21 protein-coding genes and 1 riboswitch are annotated in these 24,693 nt (G+C 61.5%); of the genes, 9 read left to right on the top strand and 12 right to left on the bottom strand.

From position 1 onward, the window contains the following. Positions 1–34: 34 nt before the first annotated feature. Together ACTZWY_RS01910 and ACTZWY_RS01915 are read right to left on the bottom strand one after the other, a co-directional pair. Positions 35–1,015 (bottom strand): glutathione S-transferase family protein, encoded by a 981-nt coding sequence (locus ACTZWY_RS01910; RefSeq protein ID WP_444788976.1) that lies wholly within the window; start codon positions 1,013–1,015, stop codon positions 35–37. An 87-nt stretch (positions 1,016–1,102) separates the two neighbouring features. After that, positions 1,103–2,275, bottom strand: a complete 1,173-nt coding sequence (locus ACTZWY_RS01915) for a MalY/PatB family protein (protein ID WP_444788977.1) — start codon at positions 2,273–2,275, stop codon at positions 1,103–1,105. Positions 2,276–2,376: 101 nt separating this feature from the next. Here ACTZWY_RS01915 and def (ACTZWY_RS01920) point away from each other — a divergent pair, with 101 nt between their 5' ends. From def (ACTZWY_RS01920) to fmt, 3 genes are read left to right on the top strand one after another with little or no spacing between them, the layout of a single operon-like run. Beyond that, entirely contained in the window at positions 2,377–2,898 is a 522-nt protein-coding gene (def, locus tag ACTZWY_RS01920; RefSeq protein WP_444789044.1) for a peptide deformylase, read from the top strand. Beyond that, on the top strand, positions 2,895–3,389 hold the full coding sequence (def, locus tag ACTZWY_RS01925) for a peptide deformylase (protein ID WP_444788978.1): 495 nt from the start codon (positions 2,895–2,897) through the stop codon (positions 3,387–3,389). Before def (ACTZWY_RS01920) ends, def (ACTZWY_RS01925) begins: the two co-directional genes overlap by 4 nt. Continuing rightward, positions 3,390–4,292 carry a methionyl-tRNA formyltransferase gene (gene fmt, locus ACTZWY_RS01930; RefSeq protein WP_444788979.1) on the top strand — a complete coding sequence of 301 codons (903 nt, stop codon included), beginning with the start codon at positions 3,390–3,392 and terminating at the stop codon, positions 4,290–4,292. Between the two features lie 70 nt (positions 4,293–4,362). On the opposite strand, the gene ACTZWY_RS01935 is transcribed toward fmt, so the two are convergent. From ACTZWY_RS01935 to trmB, 9 genes are all read right to left on the bottom strand, one after another. After that, a complete protein-coding gene (locus tag ACTZWY_RS01935; protein ID WP_444788980.1) occupies positions 4,363–5,175 on the bottom strand; it encodes an energy transducer TonB family protein in 813 nt (270 codons plus the stop codon). Beyond that, the gene (locus ACTZWY_RS01940) at positions 5,172–5,558 is read right to left on the bottom strand and encodes an ExbD/TolR family protein (protein WP_444788981.1); all 387 of its coding nucleotides are present in this window, start codon (positions 5,556–5,558) and stop codon (positions 5,172–5,174) included. The genes ACTZWY_RS01935 and ACTZWY_RS01940 overlap by 4 nt, the downstream gene beginning before the upstream one ends. Beyond that, on the bottom strand, positions 5,558–5,947 hold the full coding sequence (locus tag ACTZWY_RS01945; RefSeq protein ID WP_444788982.1) for an ExbD/TolR family protein: 390 nt from the start codon (positions 5,945–5,947) through the stop codon (positions 5,558–5,560). The genes ACTZWY_RS01940 and ACTZWY_RS01945 overlap by 1 nt, the downstream gene beginning before the upstream one ends. Further along, positions 5,947–6,579: a MotA/TolQ/ExbB proton channel family protein gene (locus tag ACTZWY_RS01950; protein WP_444788983.1), complete on the bottom strand. Its 633-nt coding sequence runs from the start codon at positions 6,577–6,579 to the stop codon at positions 5,947–5,949. Before ACTZWY_RS01950 ends, ACTZWY_RS01945 begins: the two co-directional genes overlap by 1 nt. Before the next feature lie 25 nt (positions 6,580–6,604). Further along, positions 6,605–7,363: an ABC transporter ATP-binding protein gene (locus tag ACTZWY_RS01955; RefSeq protein ID WP_444788984.1), complete on the bottom strand. Its 759-nt coding sequence runs from the start codon at positions 7,361–7,363 to the stop codon at positions 6,605–6,607. Beyond that, a complete protein-coding gene (locus ACTZWY_RS01960; protein WP_444788985.1) occupies positions 7,360–8,364 on the bottom strand; it encodes a FecCD family ABC transporter permease in 1,005 nt (334 codons plus the stop codon). The genes ACTZWY_RS01955 and ACTZWY_RS01960 overlap by 4 nt, the downstream gene beginning before the upstream one ends. Beyond that, positions 8,351–9,205 (bottom strand): ABC transporter substrate-binding protein, encoded by an 855-nt coding sequence (locus tag ACTZWY_RS01965; protein WP_444788986.1) that lies wholly within the window; start codon positions 9,203–9,205, stop codon positions 8,351–8,353. Before ACTZWY_RS01965 ends, ACTZWY_RS01960 begins: the two co-directional genes overlap by 14 nt. Continuing rightward, positions 9,156–11,033, bottom strand: coding sequence for a TonB-dependent receptor plug domain-containing protein (locus ACTZWY_RS01970; protein ID WP_444788987.1), 1,878 nt, complete (start codon positions 11,031–11,033; stop codon positions 9,156–9,158). Before ACTZWY_RS01970 ends, ACTZWY_RS01965 begins: the two co-directional genes overlap by 50 nt. Positions 11,034–11,161: 128 nt before the next feature. After that, positions 11,162–11,371, bottom strand: a riboswitch (cobalamin riboswitch). Positions 11,372–11,410: 39 nt separating this feature from the next. After that, a complete protein-coding gene (gene trmB, locus ACTZWY_RS01975; protein WP_444788988.1) occupies positions 11,411–12,148 on the bottom strand; it encodes a tRNA (guanine(46)-N(7))-methyltransferase TrmB in 738 nt (245 codons plus the stop codon). 185 nt (positions 12,149–12,333) lie between these two features. Here trmB and ACTZWY_RS01980 point away from each other — a divergent pair, with 185 nt between their 5' ends. Continuing rightward, positions 12,334–12,762, top strand: coding sequence for an FKBP-type peptidyl-prolyl cis-trans isomerase (locus tag ACTZWY_RS01980; RefSeq protein WP_426916177.1), 429 nt, complete (start codon positions 12,334–12,336; stop codon positions 12,760–12,762). A gap of 61 nt (positions 12,763–12,823) precedes the next feature. Here the strand turns inward: ACTZWY_RS01980 and ACTZWY_RS01985 are convergent, their stop codons facing one another. Further along, positions 12,824–13,786: a calcium-binding protein gene (locus ACTZWY_RS01985; RefSeq protein WP_444788989.1), complete on the bottom strand. Its 963-nt coding sequence runs from the start codon at positions 13,784–13,786 to the stop codon at positions 12,824–12,826. Between the two features lie 321 nt (positions 13,787–14,107). On the opposite strand from ACTZWY_RS01985, the gene rpsO reads away from it, so the two are divergent. From rpsO to ACTZWY_RS02010, 5 genes are all read left to right on the top strand, one after another. After that, complete coding sequence (gene rpsO / locus ACTZWY_RS01990; protein WP_444788990.1) at positions 14,108–14,377, top strand: 30S ribosomal protein S15; 270 nt, start codon at positions 14,108–14,110, stop codon at positions 14,375–14,377. Between the two features lie 228 nt (positions 14,378–14,605). After that, positions 14,606–15,487: a hypothetical protein gene (locus tag ACTZWY_RS01995; protein WP_444788991.1), complete on the top strand. Its 882-nt coding sequence runs from the start codon at positions 14,606–14,608 to the stop codon at positions 15,485–15,487. 2 nt (positions 15,488–15,489) lie between these two features. After that, the gene (locus ACTZWY_RS02000; RefSeq protein ID WP_444788992.1) at positions 15,490–16,776 is read left to right on the top strand and encodes a hypothetical protein; all 1,287 of its coding nucleotides are present in this window, start codon (positions 15,490–15,492) and stop codon (positions 16,774–16,776) included. A gap of 18 nt (positions 16,777–16,794) precedes the next feature. Beyond that, positions 16,795–18,279 (top strand): hypothetical protein, encoded by a 1,485-nt coding sequence (locus ACTZWY_RS02005; RefSeq protein WP_444788993.1) that lies wholly within the window; start codon positions 16,795–16,797, stop codon positions 18,277–18,279. 39 nt (positions 18,280–18,318) lie between these two features. Then, complete coding sequence (locus ACTZWY_RS02010; protein ID WP_444788994.1) at positions 18,319–24,687, top strand: type I polyketide synthase; 6,369 nt, start codon at positions 18,319–18,321, stop codon at positions 24,685–24,687. The last annotated feature ends 6 nt before the right edge of the window (positions 24,688–24,693 follow it).

The raw sequence follows: 24,693 nt of genomic DNA on the forward strand, positions 1-24,693 counted from the left end.
ACAAATTCCATGGGAAACGCTTTTCTTCGTCGCGTCATAGGGTGTCGCGGCCATGCGGCGCAGTGAAATCAAGGTCGGGGTTGATAGGGATAATCCGGTTCGGGTTTATTGTATCATGGCTGTAGTGATAATGCCGCACGATATGGTCAAATTTCACCGTTTCCGCCACGCCCGCATGCTGGAACAGATCGCGCGTATAGGCCCAAAGCGCCGGGTAATCCACAATCCGGCGGCGGTTGCATTTGAAATGCAGGTGATACACCTTGTCAAACCGCACCAATGTTGTGAACAGCCGCCAGTCGGCTTCGGTCAGGGTGTCGCCCATCAGATAGCGCTGCCCCTGCAAGCGGTCTTCCAACCAATCGAGGGAGTCAAACAGCGGCACCACCGCCGCATCATAGGCATCCTGCGTGGTGGCAAAACCGGATTTGTAGACGCCATTGTTCACAGTGTCATAGATACGCGCGTTCACGGCATCAATCTGGGCGCGCAGGGCTTCGGGGTAATAATCATCGCTGTTGCCCGTCAGCCCGTCAAAGGCCGAATTGAACATGCGGATAATCTCGGCAGACTCGTTGGACACAATTGTGCCGCGCGCCTTGTCCCACAGCACAGGCACTGTCACACGGCCTGAAATCTTCGGGTCGGCTTGGGTATAGACGTCGCGCATGAACTTATGCCCGAACAGCCGGTCGCCCGTTGCCCCGTCAAAATCATCCGCAAAGGTCCAGCCGTCATTCAGCATGTCGGGGTGAACTGCAGACACGTCAATCAGCCCTTCCAGCCCCTTCAGCTTGCGGAAAATCAATGTGCGATGTGCCCATGGGCAGGCATAGGACACATACAGATGATAGCGCCCTGCTTCGGCCTTGAACCCGCCTTCGCCGGACGGCCCTGCGCTGCCATCTACGGTAACCCAGTTGCGAAACCGTGACGTGTCGCGTTTGAATGCACCGCCAGTTTTGCTGGTATCATACCATTCGCTTGACCATTCGCCGTCAATCAATCGGCCCATTTGGAACCCTCCATTTGCTTGGGTTGACATATGGGCAGGGCCGCGCAGGGTGCAATCTGCATTCCCGCACGCCCCCTGTGCATGGGGTTATTGCAGATCGCGGAACGCTGCCTGCAACCGCGCCACCGCTTGTTCAATCACGGATCGCGGTGCGCCAAGGTTGAAGCGCAGGTAAGGCGTCCCGCCGGTGCCGAATGTTGGCCCGTGATTGACGGCAATCTGCGCGCCCTGTTCCACGCGGGCCGTAAATTCATGTGGCTCCATGCCCGTGCCGGAAAAATCCACCCAGGCCAGATAGGTGGATTGCAACGCCATGGACCGCACACCGGGAATCGCATTCATGCCCGCATCAAACACTTGCCGGTTGCCGTCCAGATAGGTGCACAGCGCATCAACCCATTGTGCGCCCGCAGGCGAATAGGCCGCTGTTACCGCGTGCAACCCGAAGGAATTGGGCGAAATGCCCATCGCGGCCATGGTCGTGGCAAACTGCCCGCGCAATGTGTCATCTGCAATGATGACATTGCCGCAATGTGTGCCCGCAAGGTTGAATGTCTTGGAGGCTGCTGTCAGCATCACCAGACGGTCCGCGCAATCCGGCGCGGCCACCGGCATGGGAACATGCCTGACACCGGGCATGACCAGATCATGGTGAATTTCATCTGACACCAGAATCAGGTCATGACGCGCGCAAAACGCGGCCACATCGCGCAATTCCTGCCCCGTCCAGACACGCCCGCCGGGGTTATGCGGCGAACACAGGATCAACATGCGTTCCTGCCCCGTCATCAGGGCATCGGCGGCAGCGAAATCCATTTCATAGCGGCCATCGCTCAACGCCAGCGGGCATTCCACAACCTTGCGCCCGGCGGCATGAATGGTGCGCGCGAAGGCATGATAGACGGGCGTGAACAGCACCACCCCGTCACCCGGCTGTGTCCATGTATGCAGGCACAGACCAACTGCATTCACCAGCCCGTGTGTGGTGAAAATATGGGCAGGGTCCACTTGCCAGCCATGGCGGTTTGCCATCCACCAGCAAATTGCGGCGCGATACGCGTCATCATCCCCGAAATAGCCATACACGCCATGGTCCACTGCCTGTTGCAGCGCGTCCTGCACACAGGCAGGCGGGCGAAAGTCCATATCGGCCACCCACATGGAAATTCCGGTGTCGGGGGACACGCCGTAACGGGCCTGCATCAAGTCCCATTTCATGGAATGGGTGCCGCGCCGGTCGATGATCTGGTCAAAATTCATGGCTGCCTCCGGTTTTGCACCAAGCTGGCCTGTGATGTGCGGCGCTGCAAGTGGAAAATGCCCCATTGAACAGGGGTCTGGCATGGCTTAAATCGCACATCATGACCCTGCGCCCGATCCTGATACACCCCGACCCGCGGCTGAAGAAGCCTTGTACCCCGATTGACGGGATAACCCCTGATATTGGCAAGCTGGCAGAAGATATGCTGCAAACCATGTATGACGCCCCCGGCGTGGGACTGGCCGCGCCGCAAATTGGCGTGCTGCAACGCATGTTCGTCATGGATTGCGTCAAGGAAGAAGGCGAAAGCCCCCGCCCCATGGTGCTGATCAACCCCGAAATCATTGCCACATCTGACGACATGAACACCTATGAAGAAGGGTGCCTGTCGATTCCCGAACACTATGCCGAAGTGATGCGGCCCGCGCGCGTGACCATGCGCTGGACGGGCCTTGACGGCAAACTGCACGAAGATGAATTCGCGGGGCTTTGGGCCACCTGTGCACAGCATGAACTGGACCACCTGAACGGCAAGCTGTTCATCGACCATCTGGGCGCCATCAAACGCCAGATGATTACGCGCAAAATGATCAAGTTCAAACGCGAACAGGCCCGTGGATGAGTGTGCGGCCCTGCATCCTGTGGCCTGACAAACGCCTGCGCAGCACCGCCGCCCCCATTGATGCGATAACCGACGACATACGCGCCATCTGGGCCGATATGACCGACACAATGGAAGCCATGCCCGGCGTGGGGCTGGCCGCGCCGCAAATCGGCGTCATGCTGCGGCTGGCGGTGGTGGACGCGTCCGATACGCGCGGGCAGGTTGTCCGCATGGCCAACCCCGAAATCCTGCATGCCAGTGGCCAGTTGCGCAGCCATGACGAAGCCAGCCCCAACCTGCCCGGCGTCTGGGCCAGCATTGACCGGCCCCGCGCGGTGACAGTGCGGTTTCTGAATGCCAAGGACGAGCTGGAAGAACGCGATTTCGTGGGGCTTTGGGCCACATCGGTGCAACACCAGATCGACCACCTGAATGGCAAGATGTATTTCGACCACCTGAGCAAGCTGAAGCGCGACATGCTGCTGCGCCGCGCCAGAAAGGCGGGCTGAATGCGCGTCATCTTCATGGGCACGCCGGATTTTTCGGTTGCCGCACTGGATGCGGTCCATGCCGCGCATGATGTCGTGTGCGTCTATACCCAGCCCCCGCGCCCTGCGGGCCGTGGCAAACAGCCCCGCCCCACCGCCGTGCATGCCCGCGCCAATGCACTGGGCCTGCCGGTGCGCCACCCCGTCAGCCTGAAAGGGACGACGGAACAGGCGGAGTTCGCAGCCCTTGGCGCGGATGTGGCCGTTGTGGTGGCTTACGGGCTTATCCTGCCCCAGGCTGTGCTGGACGCGCCGCGCTTGGGGTGCCTGAATATCCATGCGTCCCTTTTGCCGCGCTGGCGCGGCGCAGCGCCCATCCAGCGGGCAATCATGGCAGGCGACAGCGAGACAGGCGTTTGCATCATGCAAATGGACGCGGGGCTGGACACAGGCCCGGTTTTGTTGTTTGAGTCCACCCCCATTGGCGATGATGACACTGCCCAAACCCTGCATGACCGCCTGTCGCAGATGGGTGCGGGGCTGATTGTCCGCGCGCTTGACCGCCTGCCCGACCTGACAGCGCAACCGCAGCCGGAAACCGGCGTTACTTATGCCGCCAAAATCGACAAGGCCGAAGCCCGCATTGACTGGACACGCCCTGCGGATGAGGTCGCGCGCCAGATCCGCGCCCTGTCCCCGTTCCCCGGCGCATGGTGCGAAGCGCCGTTCGGGCGTTTGAAATTGCTGAATGCGCAGGCAGTCACAGATAGCGGCCCCGCCGGAACAGTGCTGTCAGGGCTGACAATCGCTTGCGGGCAAGGGGCCGTCACAATCACCGCCGTTCAACGCGAAGGCAAGCGCGCCATGTCCGCAACGGAGCTGCTGCGCGGTGTCGGGGACATGACAGGGATGGTCCTGCGCTAGCTGTGTGCCCGCGTTCATTCGCAGTGACACAAGAAGCTCAAAACCGGGTCCCGGTTTTGCCGCACACACACTAGCGGTAGCTTAGCGGCAGGTCGAACAGCTGGTTGCCGCTTATCCCAGCAGGGGCTTGCGGCAGTCTGGCACGCCGCACGGCCTGCAGGGCGGCAGTGTCCAGCCGGTCACTACCGGAACTGCCCACGACACTGGCGCTGACCAGCCGCCCGTCACTGTTGATCTGCAAACGCAAGTGCACAGTGCCGCGCGCGTTTGTTCCGGGGGGGCGCTGCTGGCGCTGGATCGCGGCACGAATTGCGCCCGCCCATTTCGCCATCAGGCTGGCTGTATCGGCGCTGCCGCTGGACTGCGCCGCCTGCCCCTGACCGCGCTGCGCCTGTGCGCCTGCCCCTGCGGCACGCTGTGCGGGGGCGGACACTGCAGGGGCGGGGGCGCCGCGGGCATCTGGCCTTGGGCGGGGGCGCTGGGTCGGGGCGATGTCGGGGCGCGCAAACAGCTGCGGCAGATCACGCGCCGCCAAAACCTCCGCATCTGCCGCAGTGCTGATTGCCGGCAAGTCGGGCAAATCCGCCACCATATCAGGCGAAGGCCCCGGCATCTGGGCCGGTATATCCGCAAGTTCCGGTTCGGGGGGCGCTGGAATTTCATCCTTCCCGGCCATGACCCCGCCGGCGGTGTCATCCCAACGCTGCACAAGGGCGGCAAGCTGTGTATCTGCCGCGCCCATCGCGGCGGGCGCGTCCACATCATCCGCGCCGGAACTGCCCCCCGCTGCGGCCATGCCATCGGGCAGCACAGCCGCAAACGCGGCCAGATGCGCGGCCACGGCCACCGCCGCAAAGCAGGCATATTCAAACCCTGCCTTCATCTTGCCCCCGAAACGGCAACAAGCGTGACATCCCGCACGCCCTGTTCCCCCATCCGGCGCAGCACACGGGCCAGTTCCGTTGCGGCAAGCTGCGCATCCGCATGAAGGGTCACCGGCGCAGGATGGGCCGCAAGTTCAGCCCAAACATCCTGCCCCACAGATGTGGCAGTCAACAAAACCCCGTCGGCGGCCAGCCACACCATATGCCCCCCGTCCTGCAGCAGGGTATCGGCGGTGTCAGAAACAGGCAGCGTCACGGCCGCAGGGTCCGGCGGGGCAATCTGCGCACTCATCAAAAAGAAGATCAGCAACAGGAAGACCACGTTGATCATGGGCACAACGCTTTCGCGCGGCGGGCGACGGCGGGGCGGGGCAAAATCCATCACTCGCGCCCTTCGACAACAACCAGATTATGCACCCCTGCCGCGTGCAACTGGTCGCGCAGCCGCGTCAGGTCCTGCACACTTGCCCCCTGCCGGGGACGCAACACGACAAGCGCGCCCGCGTCAGGCATAAGCGCGCGCAACTCCTGCCCCAGATCATCCGGCGCGACCAGCGCGCCATTCAGCCACAACCCGTCAACGCCAAATTCCACAAGGCGGGGCGGGCCGTCATAGGGCTGCCCCCCACTGCCCGACGGGGCAAGCGCCAGCCCCGCATCCTGCCCGAACCGCGCCGCCAGCATGAAAAACACCAGCAGCAGGAACACCACGTCAATCATCGGGGTCAGGCTGGGGCGGCGTGCCGGACGCGGGGTCGAAAAGCGAAACATCACGCCCCCTTCTGCACAGTTATGAAGATGCGCGTGGCCAGATCCTCCAGATCAGCCTGAACCCGGTCCACGATGCTTTCAAACCAGCTTAACGCCATGGCCGCCGGTATTGCCACGGCCATGCCTGCCGCCGTGGTCAGCAACGCTTGCCATATTCCGCCCGCCAAGGCAGCGGGGTCGGCGCGGTTGCCGGCTGCCTGCAGCGCCTGAAAGGCCTCAATCATGCCCAGAACCGTGCCCAGAAGGCCAATCAACGGGGCGATCGTGGCAATCAGTTCCAGTGCGCGCAACCCGCGCCGCGCCTGCATCAACGCCAGTTTGCCCACGCGCTGGGTTTCTTCGCGCGCCACCGCGTCGGACATGTCGGCATCAAGGCGGGTTTCCATGGCGCGGCGCACAACCCGCGCCCGCAGCCCGTTCCGGCGGGCCAGCCGCGCAATGGCGTCCTGCCTGCGGTTTTGCTGCCAGTCGCCCACCGCCGCATCGCAGGACGCGCGCGACCATGCCCCCAAACGTGCCAGATCCCAGAATTTCCACAGGATTAACGCCAGCGTCAGCACCGAAAGAACCGCAATCACCCAAAGCGCGGGGCCGCCACGCACCAAAAACTCGGAAATGCCCTGCGCCATCATGAATGCCCCTTTTGCCACAACCCGGTCATTCCATCACATCCAGCGGCTGTATGATCGGACCATGAATACCATGGTCCACATAGGCGCGAATATGGAAAACCCGCGCCAGCACATCCGGCGTCAGAACCTGCGCGGGGGGGCCATCTGCGACAATCCCGCCCTGCGACAATACCACCAGACGGGTGCAGAACCGCGCCGCCAGACCCAGATCATGCATGGACGCAATGACTGTGCGGCCCGCGCGGGCCTCGGCGGTCAGGGTTTGCATCAACGCAATCTGATAGGCGGGGTCCAGTCCGGCGGCAGGTTCATCAACCATCAACACCGGCGTGGCCTGTGCCAACGCACGCGCAATCAGAACCCGCGCCTGTTCGCCACCCGAAAGCTGCGTGGCAATGCGCCCGCGCAACCCCTGCAGACGCATGCGCGCAATGGCGCCGTCAATCGCGGCCTGATCCTGCGGTCCCGGTTTCTGCCCCACCCCCAGATGCGGCAACCGGCCCAGCGCGACCAGCGTTTCCACCTTCACGGGCCAGGCTATTTCGCGCGCCTGCGGCAACCAGGCGACATGCTGCGCACGCGCCGCAAGCGGCATGGCCGCAATCGACGATTGCCCCTTGCTGGCCATAAGCCCCAGCGCACCGCGCAACAATGTTGTTTTGCCCGCGCCATTGGGCCCAAGCAGCCCGACACATTCCCCCGCCCCAACCTGCAGATTGATGTCGCGCAGCACATCGCACGGGCCACGGAACACGCTGAAATTCTGCAAATGCAGCGCGGTCATAAGCCTTGTGCCCTTGTCTTGTAGATCAGGTGCAGGAACAACGGTGCCCCCACAAGCGCGGTCAGCACGCCCAGTTTCAGGTCGCGTGTGGGCAAAATAACCCGCACTGCAATATCGGCCATCAGCACCAGAACCGCCCCCCCCACCGCCGAGGCAGGCAGCAACGCCGACGGGCGCGCGCCCACCAAGGGGCGCAAGACATGCGGCACCACCAACCCCACAAACCCGATGGCCCCTGCCACCGCTGTGGCCGCGCCCACCATGGACGCCACACCCAGCACCAGCATAACCCGCACCCGCACCAGACTTATGCCCATGCTGGCGGCAGCATCTTCGCCCAGGGTCAGCGCATCAAAACTGCGGCCCAGCGCCAGCAGAACACCCGCCCCCGCCGCAATGAAGGGCGCAGCAAGGAGCACATGGGTCATGGACCTGTCGGCAAGTGACCCCATCATCCAGAAAACAATCTCGGACGCGGCAAAAGGGTTGGGCGACAGGTTCAACACCAGCGATGTCAACGCCCCTGCAAGGGCCGACACGGCAATTCCCGCCAGAATCAGGGTGATTGACCCCCCCCTTGGCCCGGCCAGCGCCAGTATCAGCAACACCGCCAGCACCGCGCCCACAAGCGCCGCGAAGGGCAGCGCCAGCACATGCACCGCCGCCAGTCCGGTTTGCAGTGCCAGCACCGCCCCCAGCGCCGCAGACCCCGACACGCCAATCAGGCCGGGTTCGGCCAGCGGGTTGCGCAAATAGCCCTGCATGGCTGCCCCCGCCAAACCCAGCGCCGCCCCCACCAACACCGCCAGCATGGCGCGCGGCAGGCGAATTTCGCGCATCACAAGGGTTTCTGCCAACGCATCGCCGCGCACCAGCGCTGTCAACGCCTGCCACGGTGGCAAACCCGCTGGCCCCACCAACAGCGACAGGGCAAACAGCGCCGCCATCATACACACCAGACTTATGGTCAACCCCCGCCCCACGCCCCTAGCCCCCGTCATGCAGTTGGGCCAGCTGCGCAATGGCCCGCAACACCGCAGGGGTGCCGCAAACCCAATCCGCATCCGACAGGGCCTGCGCGGCGTGCCGGTCGCGCAGCGCCACCATGGCAGGATGGGTCAGCACTTCTTCGGCGCGGGAAGCACCCGGATAGGGCTGGCCGGAAATAACCAGATCCGGCATCAGCATGACAAGACGTTCCAGCGCCAGATGTCCGCCACCGGAAATGCCTTCTTCGGCGGCGATATTGGCAAAACCGGCGGCATTCAGAATATCATGCGCCAGTGAATTCGCGCCAGTGGTGTAGTTGTTTGCATAATGCAGCGCCGCGCGGGGCCGGGTGTCATGCGGGGCGCGCAGCTGCGCCAGTCCCACGCGAAATTCGGAAACCAGCGCCTTGGCGCTGTCTGGCTGGCCCAAGACTGTGCCCACCTGCAAAATGGCATCCGGTATGGCATCAAGGCTGTTGACCACAGGCAAGGTCACCACACTGACCCCCAGCCGCCGCAGCAACGCCACTGTATAAGGCGACGTGAACTGCCCCGCCAGCACCAGATCGGGGTTCAGACGAAACACCTCCTCTGCCTGACCGTGATTGATGGGAAAGGACAGCGCCTGTTCCAGCATCACCGACATGTTGGGATCATGCGATATGCGCGAAATCGACACAAGCTGGCCGGGGCCTGCCAGCATCATGGCCAGTTGGTCCGTGCACAGATTGATAGAGACCACCCGTTCAGGTGGCCCCGCAGCAGCCACCCCTGCCCAAAGGGCAAGGGCAGCGCCTATGGCCCTAAAAGCGCGACGACAAGCCAAGGTAAAATGCCCGGCCAGAGGTGCCATAGCCCGCAACATGTTGGTATTGCGTGTTAAACAGATTATCCACCCTGCCAATCAAATCAACGCGATCCGTCATCTGATAGCGCAGGGACAGGTTCGCGACTGTGTAATCCGGCAGTGGCCCCGTTGTATAATTCGGCAGAAAATCCAGCCTGTCGGCCACATGACGCACAGACACCCGCCCTTGCAGACGGTCCGACAACATCGCATCCAGCCCCAGTTGCACATCATGGCGCGGCACCCGTGACCGGCGCCGTTGGTTTGCCAGGAACGCATCAGTATAGGTGTAATTCGCCGAAAGGGTCAGTGTGTCGGAAACAGGCTGCTCGAATGAAAGTTCAACACCGCGACTGCGCGCCTTGCCGGGGGCATTCACCACAGTGTTGAACGACCCTGCAGCACACGCCATGGCGACAGGATCATACACGCAATACACATCATCAATCAGGTTCTTGGTATCAATCTGGAACAGCGTAAGCGACAACGCACCCCCATTCCCGAAGGACAGGTCTGCGCCAATCTCATAATTCTGGCTGCGCTCCACATCCAGTGCGGCGTTGCCCATAAACGGGAATGGCCCGCCTGTCATCCCGAAGCGCTGTTCCACGGACGGGGCGCGAAACCCCGAGCCCAGCGATGCGCGCAAGGTCACGGCATCCCCAAGGCGGTAGGACGTTGCAAGGCGCAATGTGGGGATGCTGCCGTAGTTCGAATTTCTGTCCATTCTGCCCGAAAGCACGATATCCAGATCATTTGTCGCCGCCCATTCCGACTGCGCGAATATGCCATAGCTGGTTGCCTTCGCACCTGCTGGCACCGTGCGCCCGATGGCATTTTCACGCTGGACATCCGCACCATAGAGCAGGCGCAGCGTATCGGTTATGTCGGTTTGCCCGTTCCACGCCAGCCTGTCGCGCCGACCCGTGAACGAACCGGGCAAACTGTCGCGCAGCTCCCTCTCGACGGAATAATGCGTATATTCCAGCGTCTGGCGTGACCTGTCGGTGGCGTATTCGACAAAAACCCGCCCGCCATATTCCTTGCGGTCCTGCTCATGGGGGGCATCGGCCAACCAGTCATCGAATTCCACAAATGAATCTTGCAAAAAGAATGACGCGCCTGCAGACCAGTTATTGTCAATCTGATAGCGTGCGGAAAAACTTAGCCGTGTTTGCTTGTGGCCGTCGGCTTCCGGTTGCCCGTCTGCTGCGGAAAAACCATCGGCGCGGCTGTGCGACAGACTTAGCGCATAGTCCAGCGCGCCGTGCCGCTGGCGCAAGGTGTATTGTCCAACGACTGTTCCAAAACTGCCCGCCAAAAGGCTGGCAGTTTGCTGGGTTCCCTCGGTTTCCGGGCGAAGCGTGGTAATATTGACAACACCAGCCGCAGCCGAACCGCCATACAGGGCGGATTGCGCGCCACGCAGCACTTCTATGCGTGACACATCGCCCAGTTGAATCGCGCCAAAATCGACCGCACCAGTGGATGAACCGGGGTCATTGATCAACACGCCATCCACATAGACGGACACGAAGCGCGGCTCTATTCCGCGGATGCGCACATCTGCTGTCGTGCCGACCGGGCCAGTTTGCGTGACACTTACGCCCGCCAGCCCCGCCAGCAAATCTGAGACAGACGTAGCGCCGGTGCGGTCAATCTGGTCCCGTGTCAGGACACTGACACTGGACCCGCTGCGCCCCAGTTCCGTGGGGGTCAGGTTCGCCGAAAAGGTGATTTCTTCCAGATTGATGATTTGCTGGGCGGTTGCCGGCAGTCCGATACTGCCAATCAGCGCGGTTGTGGCGAAAAGTCGCCAGAGTGTGTTTTGCATTTTCAACACCTATTGGCCCAATATGGACCGATCCTGTCATGACATGTCTGGCAGGCGCAGGCGCACCGCAGACGGCGAAAGTGTCACCGCTACGGTCAAACCGTTACCCGCAGCGCCACCCGCGCCGGGACAGGGTGATCACTTCGGCAGGTCTCCTGACTTGCGGGTCGCTGTTCTGCCGGGCCTTCCCATGGTGTGACCCACAGTGGCATTTGCCGACATCACTCGCCGCTTACAGTTGCGGGGGCAGTCCCGGATTTGCACCCCTTGGGGAGGCGCGCACCGTGTTCCCTTTTCTCAGGCCCGAAAGGGCCTGAACCGAAGTAGGCTTTCATTAACTTGCGCAAGGGGATTCGACAATGCCGTTTTGCGACCTGTTACCCGTTGGCAGCGTCGCGCACCGCAGTATCGTTGCGCCGGAAAGTCAGGTAATGGGGATTGCGTCCTTCGCGCAGGGCCTTTTGTTCATAGCGCGTGGACACCCAGTCATCCCAGGGGTGCACCCAATCCGCCGGGGCCGGTGTCAGGCAATCAAAACCCGCGGGCGGCACTTCTTCAAGTGTTTGGCGCACATAATCCGGTATGTCGGTTGCCACGCGGAACACCGCGCCCGGTTTCAGCACCCGCGCCAACCCGTCCAGATACCCCGGCGTGACAAAGCGTCGCCTGTGGTGGCGCTGTTTTGGCCATGGGTCCGGATACAACAGAAACGCCCGTTCAAGGCACTGGTCAGGCAATACATCAAACAAATCGCGCACATCCCACGGGTATATGCGCAGGTTTTCAACGCCCGCAGCACGGATTTTGCCCAGCAGCATGGCGACACCGTTGATATAAGGCTCGCATCCTATGATGCCCACATCGGGGTTGTGCGCGCATTGATGCACCAGATGTTCGCCGCCCCCAAAACCCACTTCCAGCCACAGCGGGCGCGCATCCCCGAAAAACACCTGCGGGTTCACAGTTTCGCGGTCGGGGTTGTCCTGCGGGCTGACGCCGGACAGGCGCAGATCGGCAAGATCTTCTTGTATGTAGCGCTGTTGCGCAGGCTTCAGCGTCTTGCCCTTGATCCGGCCATAGAAATTGCGCGTTTTGGGGGAATTGGGGGGTAACATTGGCATAATCCATGGCTTTTGCGCGGCCCGTATGCAGGCGCAGGCCGTCTGGGTCAAGGCGCTTGGGCGTATGGGTTTACAATCAGGGCACAAACCCCCATGTTTGATTCTGCTAGCCCAGAGCAACCGCGCGAGATTGCGCGCCTCTGACAAACCCGCCCCCCCCCCGAACGGAAGGATATCCCATGACGCAAGCCAAAGCGGGCGCAACTGTGCGTATTCACTACACTGGAACCCTGTCAGACGGTTCGGTTTTCGACAGTTCCGAAGGCCGCGATCCGCTGGAATTCCAGCTTGGTGCCGGCGCAATCATTCCGGGCCTTGAGCGCGCGATTGACGGAATGACCGTGGGCGACCAGAAAACTGTCACTATTCCCTGTGCCGAAGCCTATGGTGACTACCAGCCAGAAGCCCGGCAGGACGTGCCACGCGACCAGATTCCCGCCGATATTCCGCTGGACCCCGGCACAATGCTACAAATGCAAACACCTGATGGTCGCGCGATGCCCGTGACCGTGGCCGAAGTGACAGATCAGGCCGTGACGCTGGACGCAAACCACCCGCTGGCCGGCAAGGACCTGACCTTCGCAGTAGAGGTTGTTTCCGTCGCCTGACATTACCGGACTGCAAGCGGGCATGATGTGCAGGTGCCCGCTTGCCTCATGGGCGGCAATATCACTCTGCCGCGATGCCCATTGCCACAGGGTAGACGGGCACCAAAGCAATATCCTGCGCGGTCAGACCCTGGGCATTGCCGACATTTGCAATCAGGTGACCATCCAGCCAGATTTGCGCCGTGTCAGGGTTTGCCGCGTCGAACTGCACTGAGATTTCAGGTGTAGCCAGTCGCGCAGGGTCATAATGCAGCACAACCTGGTCTTCTTGCGGGTCGAAATCAACAATCGTAACGGCAGCATTGCCCTGCAACCAGTCGCCCAGCGCAAAACTGTCCGCGCCATCCCCGCCATGCAGGTAATCGCCCTGACCGGCAATCAGCACATCATCGCCACTGCCCCCGTTCAGGAAGTTGCGTCCGCTGATATCGTGTCCATTCTGGTCAAGCGCCACACCAACCAGCGTGTCATGTCCCGCATCGCCCTGCAGGGTGTTGTTGCCCTGACCGGCGATCAACAGATCATCGCCCGCACCACCAATCAGCGTGTCATTTCCCGCGCCGCCGATCAGCGTGTCATCCCCTTCGCCGCCATTCATATGCGTGGCGCCCTGACCCGCCTGCAACCAGTCATCGCCCGCCAGCCCCACAAGCGTGTCATTTCCCGACCCGCCCACCAGCGTATCCCCCAAAGTGCCGCCTTGCAGCAAGGACGGGATTTCCCCGCCAGTCAGGTGCACAGGGTCTTCGGGGCTGGGGTCAGGGAACGCATCTGAACTGTGAATGCGTTCATCCAGATTGTCGAACAGTCCCGCAACATCCGGTGCCGGAAAGAAATAGGGTTCGTCATCATCCGCCATGCCCGGCGCAGCGAAATCCTGCCCGAAACTGTCCAGCGGGCCATCATCGTGTGATGTATCCGCATACAGCGTCAGGTCCTGGGTCTGCGCCTCCTCGGGGGGGGCGGTGTCGTCATCGGGGGACTCATCTTGCTGGTCGTCAGTCGTGTTCGCCGGTGCAAGCATGCTGTCCGCCGCAACACCTGCCAACAAGGCACCAAATAATCCCATAAACATCAACATGTCACACCACCCCGTATCACACCGGAAAATCCAAATTCACGTCACCCAATGGCGCGACCATCTCATAATTCAGGGGATTCTCACAGTGGCATCGACTGCGCCGGTGACTGAATCTGCAAAATTAGTTAACGCCGTCCCTGCAAAAACAGGCTTTTCCCGGCGCAGGAAATGGTCTATGCGCCGCATCTGTGCCCATGGCACACCGACTGGCCCTGCTGGACGACATCCCGGCCTGCGCCCAAACCCCAGTTACAGGAGAACCCGATGTCGATTACCGTAGAAGACAAGACCCGCCTGATTCAGGAATTCGCACGTGGCGAAGGCGACACCGGCTCGCCCGAAGTTCAGGTTGCCGTGCTGACCAAGCGCATCACCAACCTGACAGAGCATTTCAAGACCCACAAAAAAGACAACCATTCGCGTCGTGGGTTGTTGAAACTGGTCGCAACCCGCCGCAAGCTGCTGGATTATCTGCGCGCCAAGGACGAAGCACGCTACCGCGTTCTGATCGCAAAACTGGGCATTCGTCGCTAACGCGTTCCAGCCTTTTGTCACGCAGCCGGATATTGCCGGCTTCAAACGCCCGCCTTGAAAAAGACGGGCGTTTTTCTGTTGCGCCATATGTGTGGGCATCGGGCACGCTTGACAGGACATAGCCTTCAAATTGCCTTATTTCTGTCGCCAAACAGCGCCATAGACTGATACATATGACGATAAGGAAACAATCACGTTCCAAGAGTGCGTTCGGTGGCAGGTATGATTATGGTAAACACGCGAAAGCTGGAACAGCTTTTGAAGCGTTCGGATCGCACCAAAGCGACTGGCAACGGCCAGCCGGAAAGCACGCCCCTGCGGCGGGGACTGGCACTTTCGGGCGGTCCGACGCTGCGCAACGACCCTCCCGCCAACACCCCTGAACCGCTTGTTGTTCCCCTGAACGAGGTGGCGTGGGACCAGCTGGATGACCTGACCCCTGATCCCGACATTCCCAAAAATCATCGTATATTCAACCAGCATGCGCGCATCCCCACCGTGACAGCCCAGTTCGATGTGCTGCGCACCCAGCTTGTGCAGACCTTCCGAAAACGCGGCTTGCGCAGTCTGGGTATTGCATCACCAAATGCCAATTCGGGCACCAGTTTCGTGGCGGCAGGGCTTCTGGCCAGTTTTGCGCGCCGCACCGATCTGCATGTCGTAGGGCTTGACCTGAACTTCGCCAGACCCGCGATTCACCACTACTTCGAGGCGGTGCCGAATGGTCCCATCCTTTCGGCGATAACAGGCAGTATTCCAGTCGAATCGCATCTGCGGCGCGCCAGTCCCACGCTGGCGCTGGGCCTGAACCGTCCAGCCCCCACGCCCGAACACGGCAGCGCTGCCTTTCCCGCCGAAGATTTCACTGACATGGTGCAAGACATTCTTGGCTTTCTTGGGCCGGATTTTGTCATTTGCGACCTGCCCCCCCTGCTGGAGGGCGATTGCGCGCTAAACCTGCTGCCGGGCATAGATGCGGTGTTGGTTGTGTCCAACAGCCACAAAACCTGCGCCGAGGACATTGCCGCATGTGAACGTATTTTGCATGAACAGGCCGCGTTTCTTGGCGTTGTGCTCAATCGCGCCGCACCAGCACCGAAGGGGCGTTGAAAATGGGGCCGATCCAATCGCTTTCAGAACTTTTTGCCTTCCTGCGGCGCCGTGTCGACATGCTGTTTGTGGCCGTGGGGCTGGGCACCATTCTTGCCGCTTTCGTCGCGCTGCAAACCGCGCCCGTGTATCAGTCGCATACTGTGCTATCGGCACGCCTGAACACTGTATCGGGCGAATTTGCCAGCATGACGGGTGTTCAGAACGCACCCGCGCGCCTGTTGCAATTGGTGGAACAGCGCCTGACCACCCGCGAAAATATGTTGGCGCTGGCGGAAAAATACGACCTTTTCGTCGGCTTGCCGACACAGGACCGCGTTGATGCGACGCGCGAATCCGTCACCTTCCTCAGCCGCGAAGCGGTTGCCATCGGGTTTTCGCGCGATGGCATGTTGTCATCTGTTATCGTTCAGGCGCGCGCTGATGGTGGCCAGAAAGCGGCAGATATTGCCAATGAACTGGCCGCCATGATCATTGCCGAAACTGGTGCCGGGCGCGAAGCGCGGGCGCGCGAAACGCTGTCATTCCTGCGCGAACAACTGGCCCAGACCGAAGCGGACCTGCGTGATGTCGCGGCAGAACAACGCGCTTTCGCGGCACTGAACCCGGACGCCATGCCCTTCAATGTGGAACTGCGCCGGTCTGAACTGCTGCAACTGACCACCACCATACAATCCACGGAAAGCGAGATTGTGGCGCTGGAATCGGAACTGGCCGCGCAAAACCGTCAGGGCAGCACCCAGCGCCGACTGGCACAGTTGCGCGACCAGCTGACAACCCGTCAGACAGAACTGCGTAACCTGCAGTCGCGCCGCGATGAGCTGGAGCCGTTTTTTACCCGCGTCGCCCAGATCGAACGCGACATGGCCGCAATCGCCCAGCGTGAAGAACGCCTGCAAGACAGCTTGCGCGATATTTCAGACCAGATTGCCAGCGCAGAAACCAACCTACGGCTGGAAACCGGCCAGCAAATTGCAGCATTCGAAGTGCTTGAAACCGCAACCCCGGCGGATTACCCCATTTCGCGCAGCCGCAAGGCCACAGTGCTGATCGGGGTTCTTGGCTCGGCGATTCTGGCTGTTGTGGTGGCCTTCCTCTATGAAATTCTACGTCCTGCACTACGCAGCGCAGGTCAGGTCGAACGCGAAACCGGGATGCGCCCTGTGCTGGTTCTGCCCGAACTGGTTATGCCCGCAGACCGGCGGCGCCTGCGCATCGCGCGTTTGTCCGGCGCGGCGTTGTTTGTCCTTGCCCTGACAGCAACGCTTAGCCCCCTGATCCAGCCATAGCGCGCGGGGGGTCCGACCATGCCCAACATCATTGCCTATGCCGCGCTGCTGATCTGGCCCTTGGTCATTGTCGCAATGTTTCGAAAAATGTCGCCCGAACGCGCTTTTATCTGGGCCATTCTGGGGGGCTACATGGTCCTGCCGGAGCTGACCGAGATCAATATTCCGGTCATTCCCGCCTTTGACAAGACATCCATTCCCAACCTGACGGCCTTCGCGCTGTGTGTCATCATGCTGCACATGCGCCCGCAACTTTTGCCCGATGGCGTATTGGGCAAGCTTTTGATGGCGGTTTTGGTCATTGCGCCTGTCATATCGGTATTTTTCAACACCGATCCCCTGCACTTCGGCGTTGAACAAAGCGGCCGCCTGACACTGGTTCGGGAAAACGCATCTTCGGTTCCGGGTATGCGCCTTTATGATTCGGTCGCCATGCTGGTGCGGCAGATCATCATGATCCTGCCATTCTTTCTGGCGCGGCACCTTCTGGCGAGTGAACAGGCCCTGACAGAGCTTTTGCGCGCGTTGATGATTGCGGGGCTGATCTATGCAGTTCCAATCCTGTGGGAAGTGCGCTTCAGTCCGCAGCTTCACACCACTATTTACGGCTTCTTCCAGCATTCCTTTCTGCAGATGATCCGCGAAGGGGGGTATCGCCCCATCGTTTTCATGCCGCACGGGTTGTGGCTGGCGCTGTTCATGGTCATGACCACCGCTGCGGCACTACATTTCGCCAAACAGGCCCCACCGCAAGACCGCGTGCGCGCTGGCCTGCTTGCGCTGATTCTATTCACAATGGTGTATTTGACCAAAAGCCTTGGGCCAATGCTGATCATGATCACGCTTTCGGCGCTCATCCTGCTTTTTGGTCCGCGCATGCAGTTTCGCGCAGCCGGGTTGATGGCCCTGCTTGCCATAAGCTATCCTTTGCTGCGCGGGGCGGGGGTGGTGCCAACCGACAGGCTGGTGGACCTTGTCAGCCAACGCAGCCTTGAACGGTCCCTTTCGCTGCAATTCCGTTTTGACAATGAAGACCTGCTGCTTGCACGCGCTGCAGAGAAACCGATTCTTGGCTGGGGTGGCTATGGGCGAAGCATGATTTTCGACCCCGATACAGGCGAGATGACCTCGATCAGTGACGGGCAATGGGTTATCACCATCGGGCAATGGGGCTGGTTGGGCTATCTGGCCTTGTTTGGGTTGCTATGTCTGCCATTGCTGGCGCTATGGTGGCGATACCGGCAAACCCCCAATCACGCCATTCCGCCGCAAGCGGGCATATTGGCGCTTATTCTGGGGGCCAGTCTGGTGGATTTGCTGCCCAACGCCACATTGGTTTCACTGACATGGCTTATTGCGGGCGCATTGCTGGGTCATGCGGAACTGGTGCATCGCCGCAGCCATCAGGCCAGACTGGCCCAATGGCGTGCCATGCCCAGCCGCACCACCCTGTTGCCCACCGCACGAACCCCCGAACCTGCCTTGAAGCGCAGCTTCCTGTAACCACCTTGTTTCTGCAACATAAGTAAAAGTTTATTCATCATGACGGATCTGCCAGACCATTTCAGCGAGAACGACATTGCCATCATCGGCATGGCCGCGCATTTGCCGGGTGCGGGGTCTGTCGCTGAGTTCTGGGACAATCTGCGCGCGGGCTGCAGCGCTATTCGCCGCCTGAGTGAGGGCGAACTTCTGGAAGCTGGCGAATCCCCGGCCGCATTGCGCAAACCCAACTATGTGCCCCATGCCGCCACGCTGGACGGTTTTGCCGAATTCGACCCCGACTTCTTCGGCTTTTCCCCGAAAGAAGCGGCCATTCTGGACCCCCAGCACCGCCAGTTTCTGGAAGTTGCATGGGAAGCGTTCGAGGATGCAGGCCACCCGCCCGCTGCATTCCCTGGCCCTGTGGGTGTGTTTTCCGGCTGCGGGATGGGCAGTTACTTTTATTTCAACCTGTGTTCAAACCCGCATCTGGTGGAAGATGTGGGCATGTTCCTGTTGCGCCATACTGGCAATGACAAGGATTTTCTGGCCACGCGCGTAAGCCATATTTTCGATTTGCGCGGCCCGTCGGTCAATGTGCAGACGGCCTGTTCCACATCGCTTGTGGCGGTGCATTACGCCGTGCAGTCCCTGCTGACGGGGGAATGCGACATGGCGCTTGCGGGGGGCGTGACGATCGAATTGCCCCATGGGCGCGGCTATCTGTTCAAGGAAAACGAAATCCTGTCGCCCGACGGGGAATGCCACGCGTTTGACCACCGCGCGCAAGGCACGGTCTTCGGGTCTGGCGCGGGGGCTGTGGTTCTGCGCCGCCTGCCTGATGCGCTGCGCGATGGCGACCATATCATCGCGGTCATCAAGGGCAGCGCGGTCAATAATGACGGCGCCGCCAAGGCGGGCTATCTGGCCCCCTCGGTCGAGGGGCAGGCCGCCGCCGTGTCCGAAGCGCATCTTGTCGCGGGCGTGTCCGCTGACAGTGTATCTTATGTGGAATGCCACGGCACAGGAACATATCTGGGCGATCCGATTGAAATTGCAGCCCTGACACAGGCATTTGCGGCAACCACCGACAAAACCGGCTTTTGCCGCATCGGGTCGGTGAAAACCAATATCGGCCATCTGGACACGGCCGCCGGTGTGGCCAGCCTGATCAAGGTTGCGTCCGCGCTGGAACACCGCGAATTGCCCCCCAGCCTTGGGTATGAAGCGCCCAACCCCGCGATTGATTTTGACGCCACGCCCTTTGTTGTCAATGACCGCCTGACACCGTGGCAGGGCAATGGCCCCTTGCGCGCGGGCGTCAATTCGCTGGGGGTGGGGGGCACGAACGCCCATGTCATCTTGCAAGAAGCGCCCGCGCGCGCCCCATCAGACGCAAGCGACTGGCCCTTCCAGCTTCTGACCCTGTCGGCGCGCAACAAGCCCGCGCTGGAGGATGCCGCGCGCAACCTTGCCGCCCATTTGCGCACGCATCCTGACCAACCGCTGGCCGATGTGGCCTTCACCCTGCGCGAAGGGCGCACCGCATTTGCCCAGCGCCGCGTTGTTGTGGCCGAAACCCATGAAGATGCCGCAACCCTGCTGGAAGCCGACACCCCTGCCCGCGTGTTTACCCATACCGCACTGGACAACCCCGACATGGTGTTCATGTTTCCCGGCGGGGGCGCACAATATGCGGGTATGGCGCGCGAATTATATGAAACCGAACCCGTCTTCGCGGAATGGATGGATCGCGGGCTGGCCCATCTGCAACCCAAACTGGGCTATGACCTGCGCGCGCTGTGGCTGCCCGACCCGCAGGACATGGACCACGCAACCGAAACGCTGAAACGCCCGTCCGTGCAATTGCCGCTGATCATGATCACCGAATATGCGCTGGCGCAAATGTTCATCGAGTGGGGGGTAACCCCTTCGGTGCTGGTGGGCCATTCCATGGGCGAAAATACCGCCGCCGCGCTGGCCGGTGTTATCGGATTTGAAGATTGCATTGATCTGGTGCATCTGCGCGGGCAGTTGTTTGACACAGTGCCCGCAGGCGGCATGCTGTCGGTGCCGCTGTCACTGGACGCGCTGCGCCCCTATCTGGGGCCGGACCATGACATTGCATCGCTGAACGCGCCGGAACTGACGGTCATATCCGGCCCACAAGCAGCACTTGACCAGTTGGATGCGGCCCTGCGCGCCGAGGACATAACCGCCCAGCGCGTGCCCATCAACATTGCCGCCCATAGCCGCATGCTGGACCCCATTCTGGGCCGATTCCGCGCATTTTTGCAGGGCGTGCCCCTGAACGCGCCGCAACTGCCCATCATTTCCAACCGCACAGGCCAACCACTGACACCGCAACAGGCACGCGACCCCGAATATTGGGTGCAACACTTGCGCAATACAGTCCAGTTTGCCGATTGCATCACCACCTTGGCCGCCCGTCCCAACCGCATCTACCTGGAAATGGGGCCGGGCAAGGCGCTGTCATCGCTGACACGCATGAACAAGGCCGTAGACGCGCAACAGGTGCTGTCCGTTCTGCGCCACCCTGACGAAGATATTGCCGATGACCTGTATCACATGGGCACGCTTGGCCGCATCTGGGCGTTGGGTGGGCAATTTGACTGGGCGCAAATCTGGGGCGACGTGCGGCGCCAGCGCGTGCGCCTGCCCACCTACCCGTTCCAGCGCACGCGCTATTTCATTGAACCCGGCACCAACAGCGCCGCCGATACCCCCACACTGGACCGCATTGATGATGTCACGCAATGGGGTTTTATTACCAGCTGGAAACCGGCCTATGCCGAGTGTGATATTGATGTGACGCGCGATTTGTCCACCCTTTCGGACACATGGCTGATATTTGCTGATGACGCAGGCATTGCCGCCCCCGTCATTGCGCAACTGCGGGGCAGCGGCGCGCGGGTTATCGATGTGCATGCAGGCGACACATTCGCGCGCAAATCCGCAGACAGCTATACACTGGCCCCCGAACAGGGCGCGGACGGGTATATGCAACTTCTGCAAGGCCTGATCGCAGATGGTGTGGCCCCCACCCGCATTGCGCATTTCTGGCTTGCCGACCCGCGCGATACCTTCAGGCCCGGTTCCAGCGTGCTGCACCGCAATCTGGAACAGGGGTTCTATTCCCTGCTGTATCTGGCGCAGGCCATCCAGTCCGAAAACCTGCCGCTGCCGGTTCATCTGACGGTCATGACCACGGGCGCACAAGCGCTGAACGGGCAACCGCTGGCCCATCCCGAAAAGGCCATGATCGCAGGCCCCGCGCGCGTGGCCCCGCGCGAAATGGCTGGCCTGACCTGCGCCACGCTGGATATTGACGTGGCCAGCGCTGACCTGACGCAAACGCTGCTGGAAGAACTTTGCGCCACCCCCGCCAACAGCACCGCCTTGTTGCGCGGCCAACGGCGCTATGTGCAGACCATCAGGCCCGCGCCGCTGGCGCAGGACCTGCCGGACCTGCCGGACGGCGCGCATTGGGTCATTACCGGCGGTTTCGGCGGCATTGGCCTGACCTTGGCCGAGGAGTTGATCACCCGAAGTGCCGCGCGCATCACCCTTGTCAGCCGAACACCCCTGCCCGACCGCAGCGATTGGGACGGGTGGCTGGCCACCCATTCCCCCGCAGACGGGACCAGCCGCCGCATTCTGGCCATCAGGCGGTTGGAATCGCTTGGTGGGGCGGTTCATGTTGCCAGCGCCGATGTGTGCAATATTGATGATATGCGCCGCGCACTGGATAGCGCGCGGGCCAGTTTCGGCGCACCGTACGGGCTGATCCATGCCGCTGGCCATATCGCAGATGCCCCCCTTCTGGGCAAATCCCCCACCGAGCTGGAAGATGTGCTGGCCCCCAAACTGCACGGGCTTCAGGTGCTGGATGACCTGCTGCCAGATGGCACGCTGGACGTGATGGTGCTGTTTTCGTCCACCTCTACCCTGACCGCGCCGGTGGGGCAGGTGGATTATGTGGCTGCGAATGAATACCTGAACGCTTTTGCGCGCGCGCGGGCAGGCGGGAAAACCCGTGTGCTGTCGCTGAACTGGGGCATATGGACGGAAACGGGCATGGCCGCTGATGCCATGGCCGCGCGTCTGGGCCAGACACCGGCCATTCCGGCCACACCCTGCCCGCTGCCCCTGTATGACAACATGGATTTTGACGCCGCAGGCAACCGCCGCCTGTCCCTGCATCTGGACGCGGGCCATTGGGTTGTCGACCAGCACCGCACCAGTGACGGAACCGCCATTGTTCCGGGAACCGCCTATCTGGACCTTGCCGCGCAGGCCCTGCGCGCGCAGGGCGAAACCGGCCCGTTTGAATTGCGCGATGTCTGGTTCATGCGCGCAATCGCTGTGCCCGATGACAGCGCCCGCCGGCTGCGGGCCACATTGGCGCGCACGGAGAATGGCTATGACTTCACGCTGCGCAGCGACGTTACGCACTGCGGAACCACGGGTTTTGTGCTGAATGCGCAGGCGCGTATTGTGCAGCCCCCCCAACCCCCCGCGCCCGCGGCAATAGACCCTTGCGCCATTGCCGCACGCTGCCCGGATGTGACCGAAGGAAACGGGTTGCGCAGCCCGCAAGAAGCGCATCTGAAATTCGGGCCGCGCTGGCGTGTGTTGACGCGCACCGCCTATGGCACGGGCGAAGGGCTGGCGCATCTGGAATTGCCTGCCGCGTTTCAGGGTGATCTGGGCGCGGGCCATGTGCTGCACCCCGCGCTGATGGATCTGGCCACCGGCTGGGCCATGCGGCTGATACCGGGCTATGAGGGCCGCGCACTTTGGGTGCCGGTATCCTATGACAGCGTGGCAGTATATGACAATTTGCCCGCGCAAATTGTCAGCCACGCGCGCCTGTGCCCCGACACGGGCACAGAGACGGGCACGGGCACCGGGTTCGCCAGTTTCGATGTAACGCTGGCCACACCTGACGGGCGCGTGCTGGTCGAAATCCGGCGCTTCACCATCAAGCAGCTGACCGATGCAGCCTTTGGCGATGTGCCCCCCCTGCGCCCGTCGGATTTGGAACGCGGCATTGCACAGCATATCGCCCTGTCCCCCGCCGAGGAACGCTTGCGCGACATGCTGTCACTTGGCATCACACCCACCGAAGGGGCGCAGGCCTTCTTTCGCGCGCTGAAATCGGACCATGCCGCCCTTGTGGTGTCATCCATCGACCCGCAAGCCTTGATTGCACAAGCCAACAGCCCGGACCCTGCGCCACACCAGACCAAATTCGACCGTCCCGACATTGGCACCGACATGGTTGCCCCGCGCAATGACATTGAACGCACGCTGACGGGGTTCTGGCAGGATTTGCTGGGCGTTGACGAAATCGGGGTAGAAGACAATTTTTTCGACCTTGGCGGGCATTCGCTGATTGCCGTGCGCCTGTTTGCGCAGGTCAGAAAAGCGTATCAGGTGGATTTCCCCATATCGGTTCTGTTTCAGGCCCCGACCATCGCGGCCTGTGCAGCCATGATTGCCGAACAGACCGGGCTGGACCTTGACACCACAACCGGCGCCCCCCCCGCAGACGCAACACAGCCTGCGCGCGCGCAATTCACCCATCTGGTGCCCATGCAGGGCCAGAACAGCGGCACGCAAACCCCGTTCTTCCTTGTTGCGGGCATGTTTGGCAATGTGCTGAACCTGCGCCACCTTGCGCTGTTGATAGGGCGCGACAGGCCATTTTACGGGCTTCAGGCGCGCGGGTTGCTGGGCGGCGATACCCCCCATGACCGGATTGAAGACGCCGCGCGCGACTACATTGCCGAAATGCGGCAAGTGCAGCCACATGGCCCCTATATGCTGGGCGGGTTTTCAGGGGGCGGAATCACGGCCTATGAAATTGCCCGCCAATTAGACGCCATGGGCGAGAAAGTGGATATGGTGGTGTTACTGGACACGCCGCTGCCCGTCCGCCCGGCCCTGACGCGCACAGACAAGGCGCTGATGAAGCTTGCGCAATTGCGCCGCAAGGGGCCGGGCTATATGCTGGAATGGTGGCGCGCGCGGCAGGACTGGAAACGCCAGCTTGCAGCCGGCCCCGCCCCTGACAGCGCAGATGCCTTCCATAACACCGCGATCGAGGCCGCCTTTCGTCGTGCCGTGGCCGCCTATCAGGTGCAACCATGGGATGGCAATCTGGTTCTGTTCCGCCCGCCACTGGACCGGCATTGGCAAGTGTCGCGCGGCAATTGGGTCAGCCGCCAGCGGGAATATGTGTTCGCTGATAATGACTGGACCCGCTTTGCCCCGAACCTGCGCGTGATCGAGGTGCCGGGCGACCATGACAGTATGGTTCTGGAACCCAATGTGCGGGTTCTGGTGTCGCGGTTGCGCGCCTTGATGCCTGCAACACCCCCCATGAAACATGCAGCCGAGTAAACCGCA

It is taken from the genome of Roseinatronobacter sp. NSM, assembly GCF_052379845.1.
GTDB lineage: Bacteria > Pseudomonadota > Alphaproteobacteria > Rhodobacterales > Rhodobacteraceae > Roseinatronobacter.

Excerpts from the sequence above, each read along its gene's own strand:
- ACTZWY_RS01910 (WP_444788976.1), bottom strand. The coding sequence starts at position 1,015 with ATGGGCCGATTGATTGACGGCGAATGGTCAAGCGAATGGTATGATACC.
- ACTZWY_RS01915 (WP_444788977.1), bottom strand. The coding sequence starts at position 2,275 with ATGAATTTTGACCAGATCATCGACCGGCGCGGCACCCATTCCATGAAA.
- def (WP_444789044.1), top strand. The coding sequence starts at position 2,377 with ATGACCCTGCGCCCGATCCTGATACACCCCGACCCGCGGCTGAAGAAG.
- def (WP_444788978.1), top strand. The coding sequence starts at position 2,895 with ATGAGTGTGCGGCCCTGCATCCTGTGGCCTGACAAACGCCTGCGCAGC.
- fmt (WP_444788979.1), top strand. The coding sequence starts at position 3,390 with ATGCGCGTCATCTTCATGGGCACGCCGGATTTTTCGGTTGCCGCACTG.
- ACTZWY_RS01935 (WP_444788980.1), bottom strand. The coding sequence starts at position 5,175 with ATGAAGGCAGGGTTTGAATATGCCTGCTTTGCGGCGGTGGCCGTGGCC.
- ACTZWY_RS01940 (WP_444788981.1), bottom strand. The coding sequence starts at position 5,558 with ATGGATTTTGCCCCGCCCCGCCGTCGCCCGCCGCGCGAAAGCGTTGTG.
- ACTZWY_RS01945 (WP_444788982.1), bottom strand. The coding sequence starts at position 5,947 with ATGTTTCGCTTTTCGACCCCGCGTCCGGCACGCCGCCCCAGCCTGACC.
- ACTZWY_RS01950 (WP_444788983.1), bottom strand. The coding sequence starts at position 6,579 with ATGATGGCGCAGGGCATTTCCGAGTTTTTGGTGCGTGGCGGCCCCGCG.
- ACTZWY_RS01955 (WP_444788984.1), bottom strand. The coding sequence starts at position 7,363 with ATGACCGCGCTGCATTTGCAGAATTTCAGCGTGTTCCGTGGCCCGTGC.
- ACTZWY_RS01960 (WP_444788985.1), bottom strand. The coding sequence starts at position 8,364 with ATGACGGGGGCTAGGGGCGTGGGGCGGGGGTTGACCATAAGTCTGGTG.
- ACTZWY_RS01965 (WP_444788986.1), bottom strand. The coding sequence starts at position 9,205 with ATGGCACCTCTGGCCGGGCATTTTACCTTGGCTTGTCGTCGCGCTTTT.
- ACTZWY_RS01970 (WP_444788987.1), bottom strand. The coding sequence starts at position 11,033 with ATGCAAAACACACTCTGGCGACTTTTCGCCACAACCGCGCTGATTGGC.
- trmB (WP_444788988.1), bottom strand. The coding sequence starts at position 12,148 with ATGTTACCCCCCAATTCCCCCAAAACGCGCAATTTCTATGGCCGGATC.
- ACTZWY_RS01980 (WP_426916177.1), top strand. The coding sequence starts at position 12,334 with ATGACGCAAGCCAAAGCGGGCGCAACTGTGCGTATTCACTACACTGGA.
- ACTZWY_RS01985 (WP_444788989.1), bottom strand. The coding sequence starts at position 13,786 with ATGCTTGCACCGGCGAACACGACTGACGACCAGCAAGATGAGTCCCCC.
- rpsO (WP_444788990.1), top strand. The coding sequence starts at position 14,108 with ATGTCGATTACCGTAGAAGACAAGACCCGCCTGATTCAGGAATTCGCA.
- ACTZWY_RS01995 (WP_444788991.1), top strand. The coding sequence starts at position 14,606 with ATGGTAAACACGCGAAAGCTGGAACAGCTTTTGAAGCGTTCGGATCGC.
- ACTZWY_RS02000 (WP_444788992.1), top strand. The coding sequence starts at position 15,490 with ATGGGGCCGATCCAATCGCTTTCAGAACTTTTTGCCTTCCTGCGGCGC.
- ACTZWY_RS02005 (WP_444788993.1), top strand. The coding sequence starts at position 16,795 with ATGCCCAACATCATTGCCTATGCCGCGCTGCTGATCTGGCCCTTGGTC.
- ACTZWY_RS02010 (WP_444788994.1), top strand. The coding sequence starts at position 18,319 with ATGACGGATCTGCCAGACCATTTCAGCGAGAACGACATTGCCATCATC.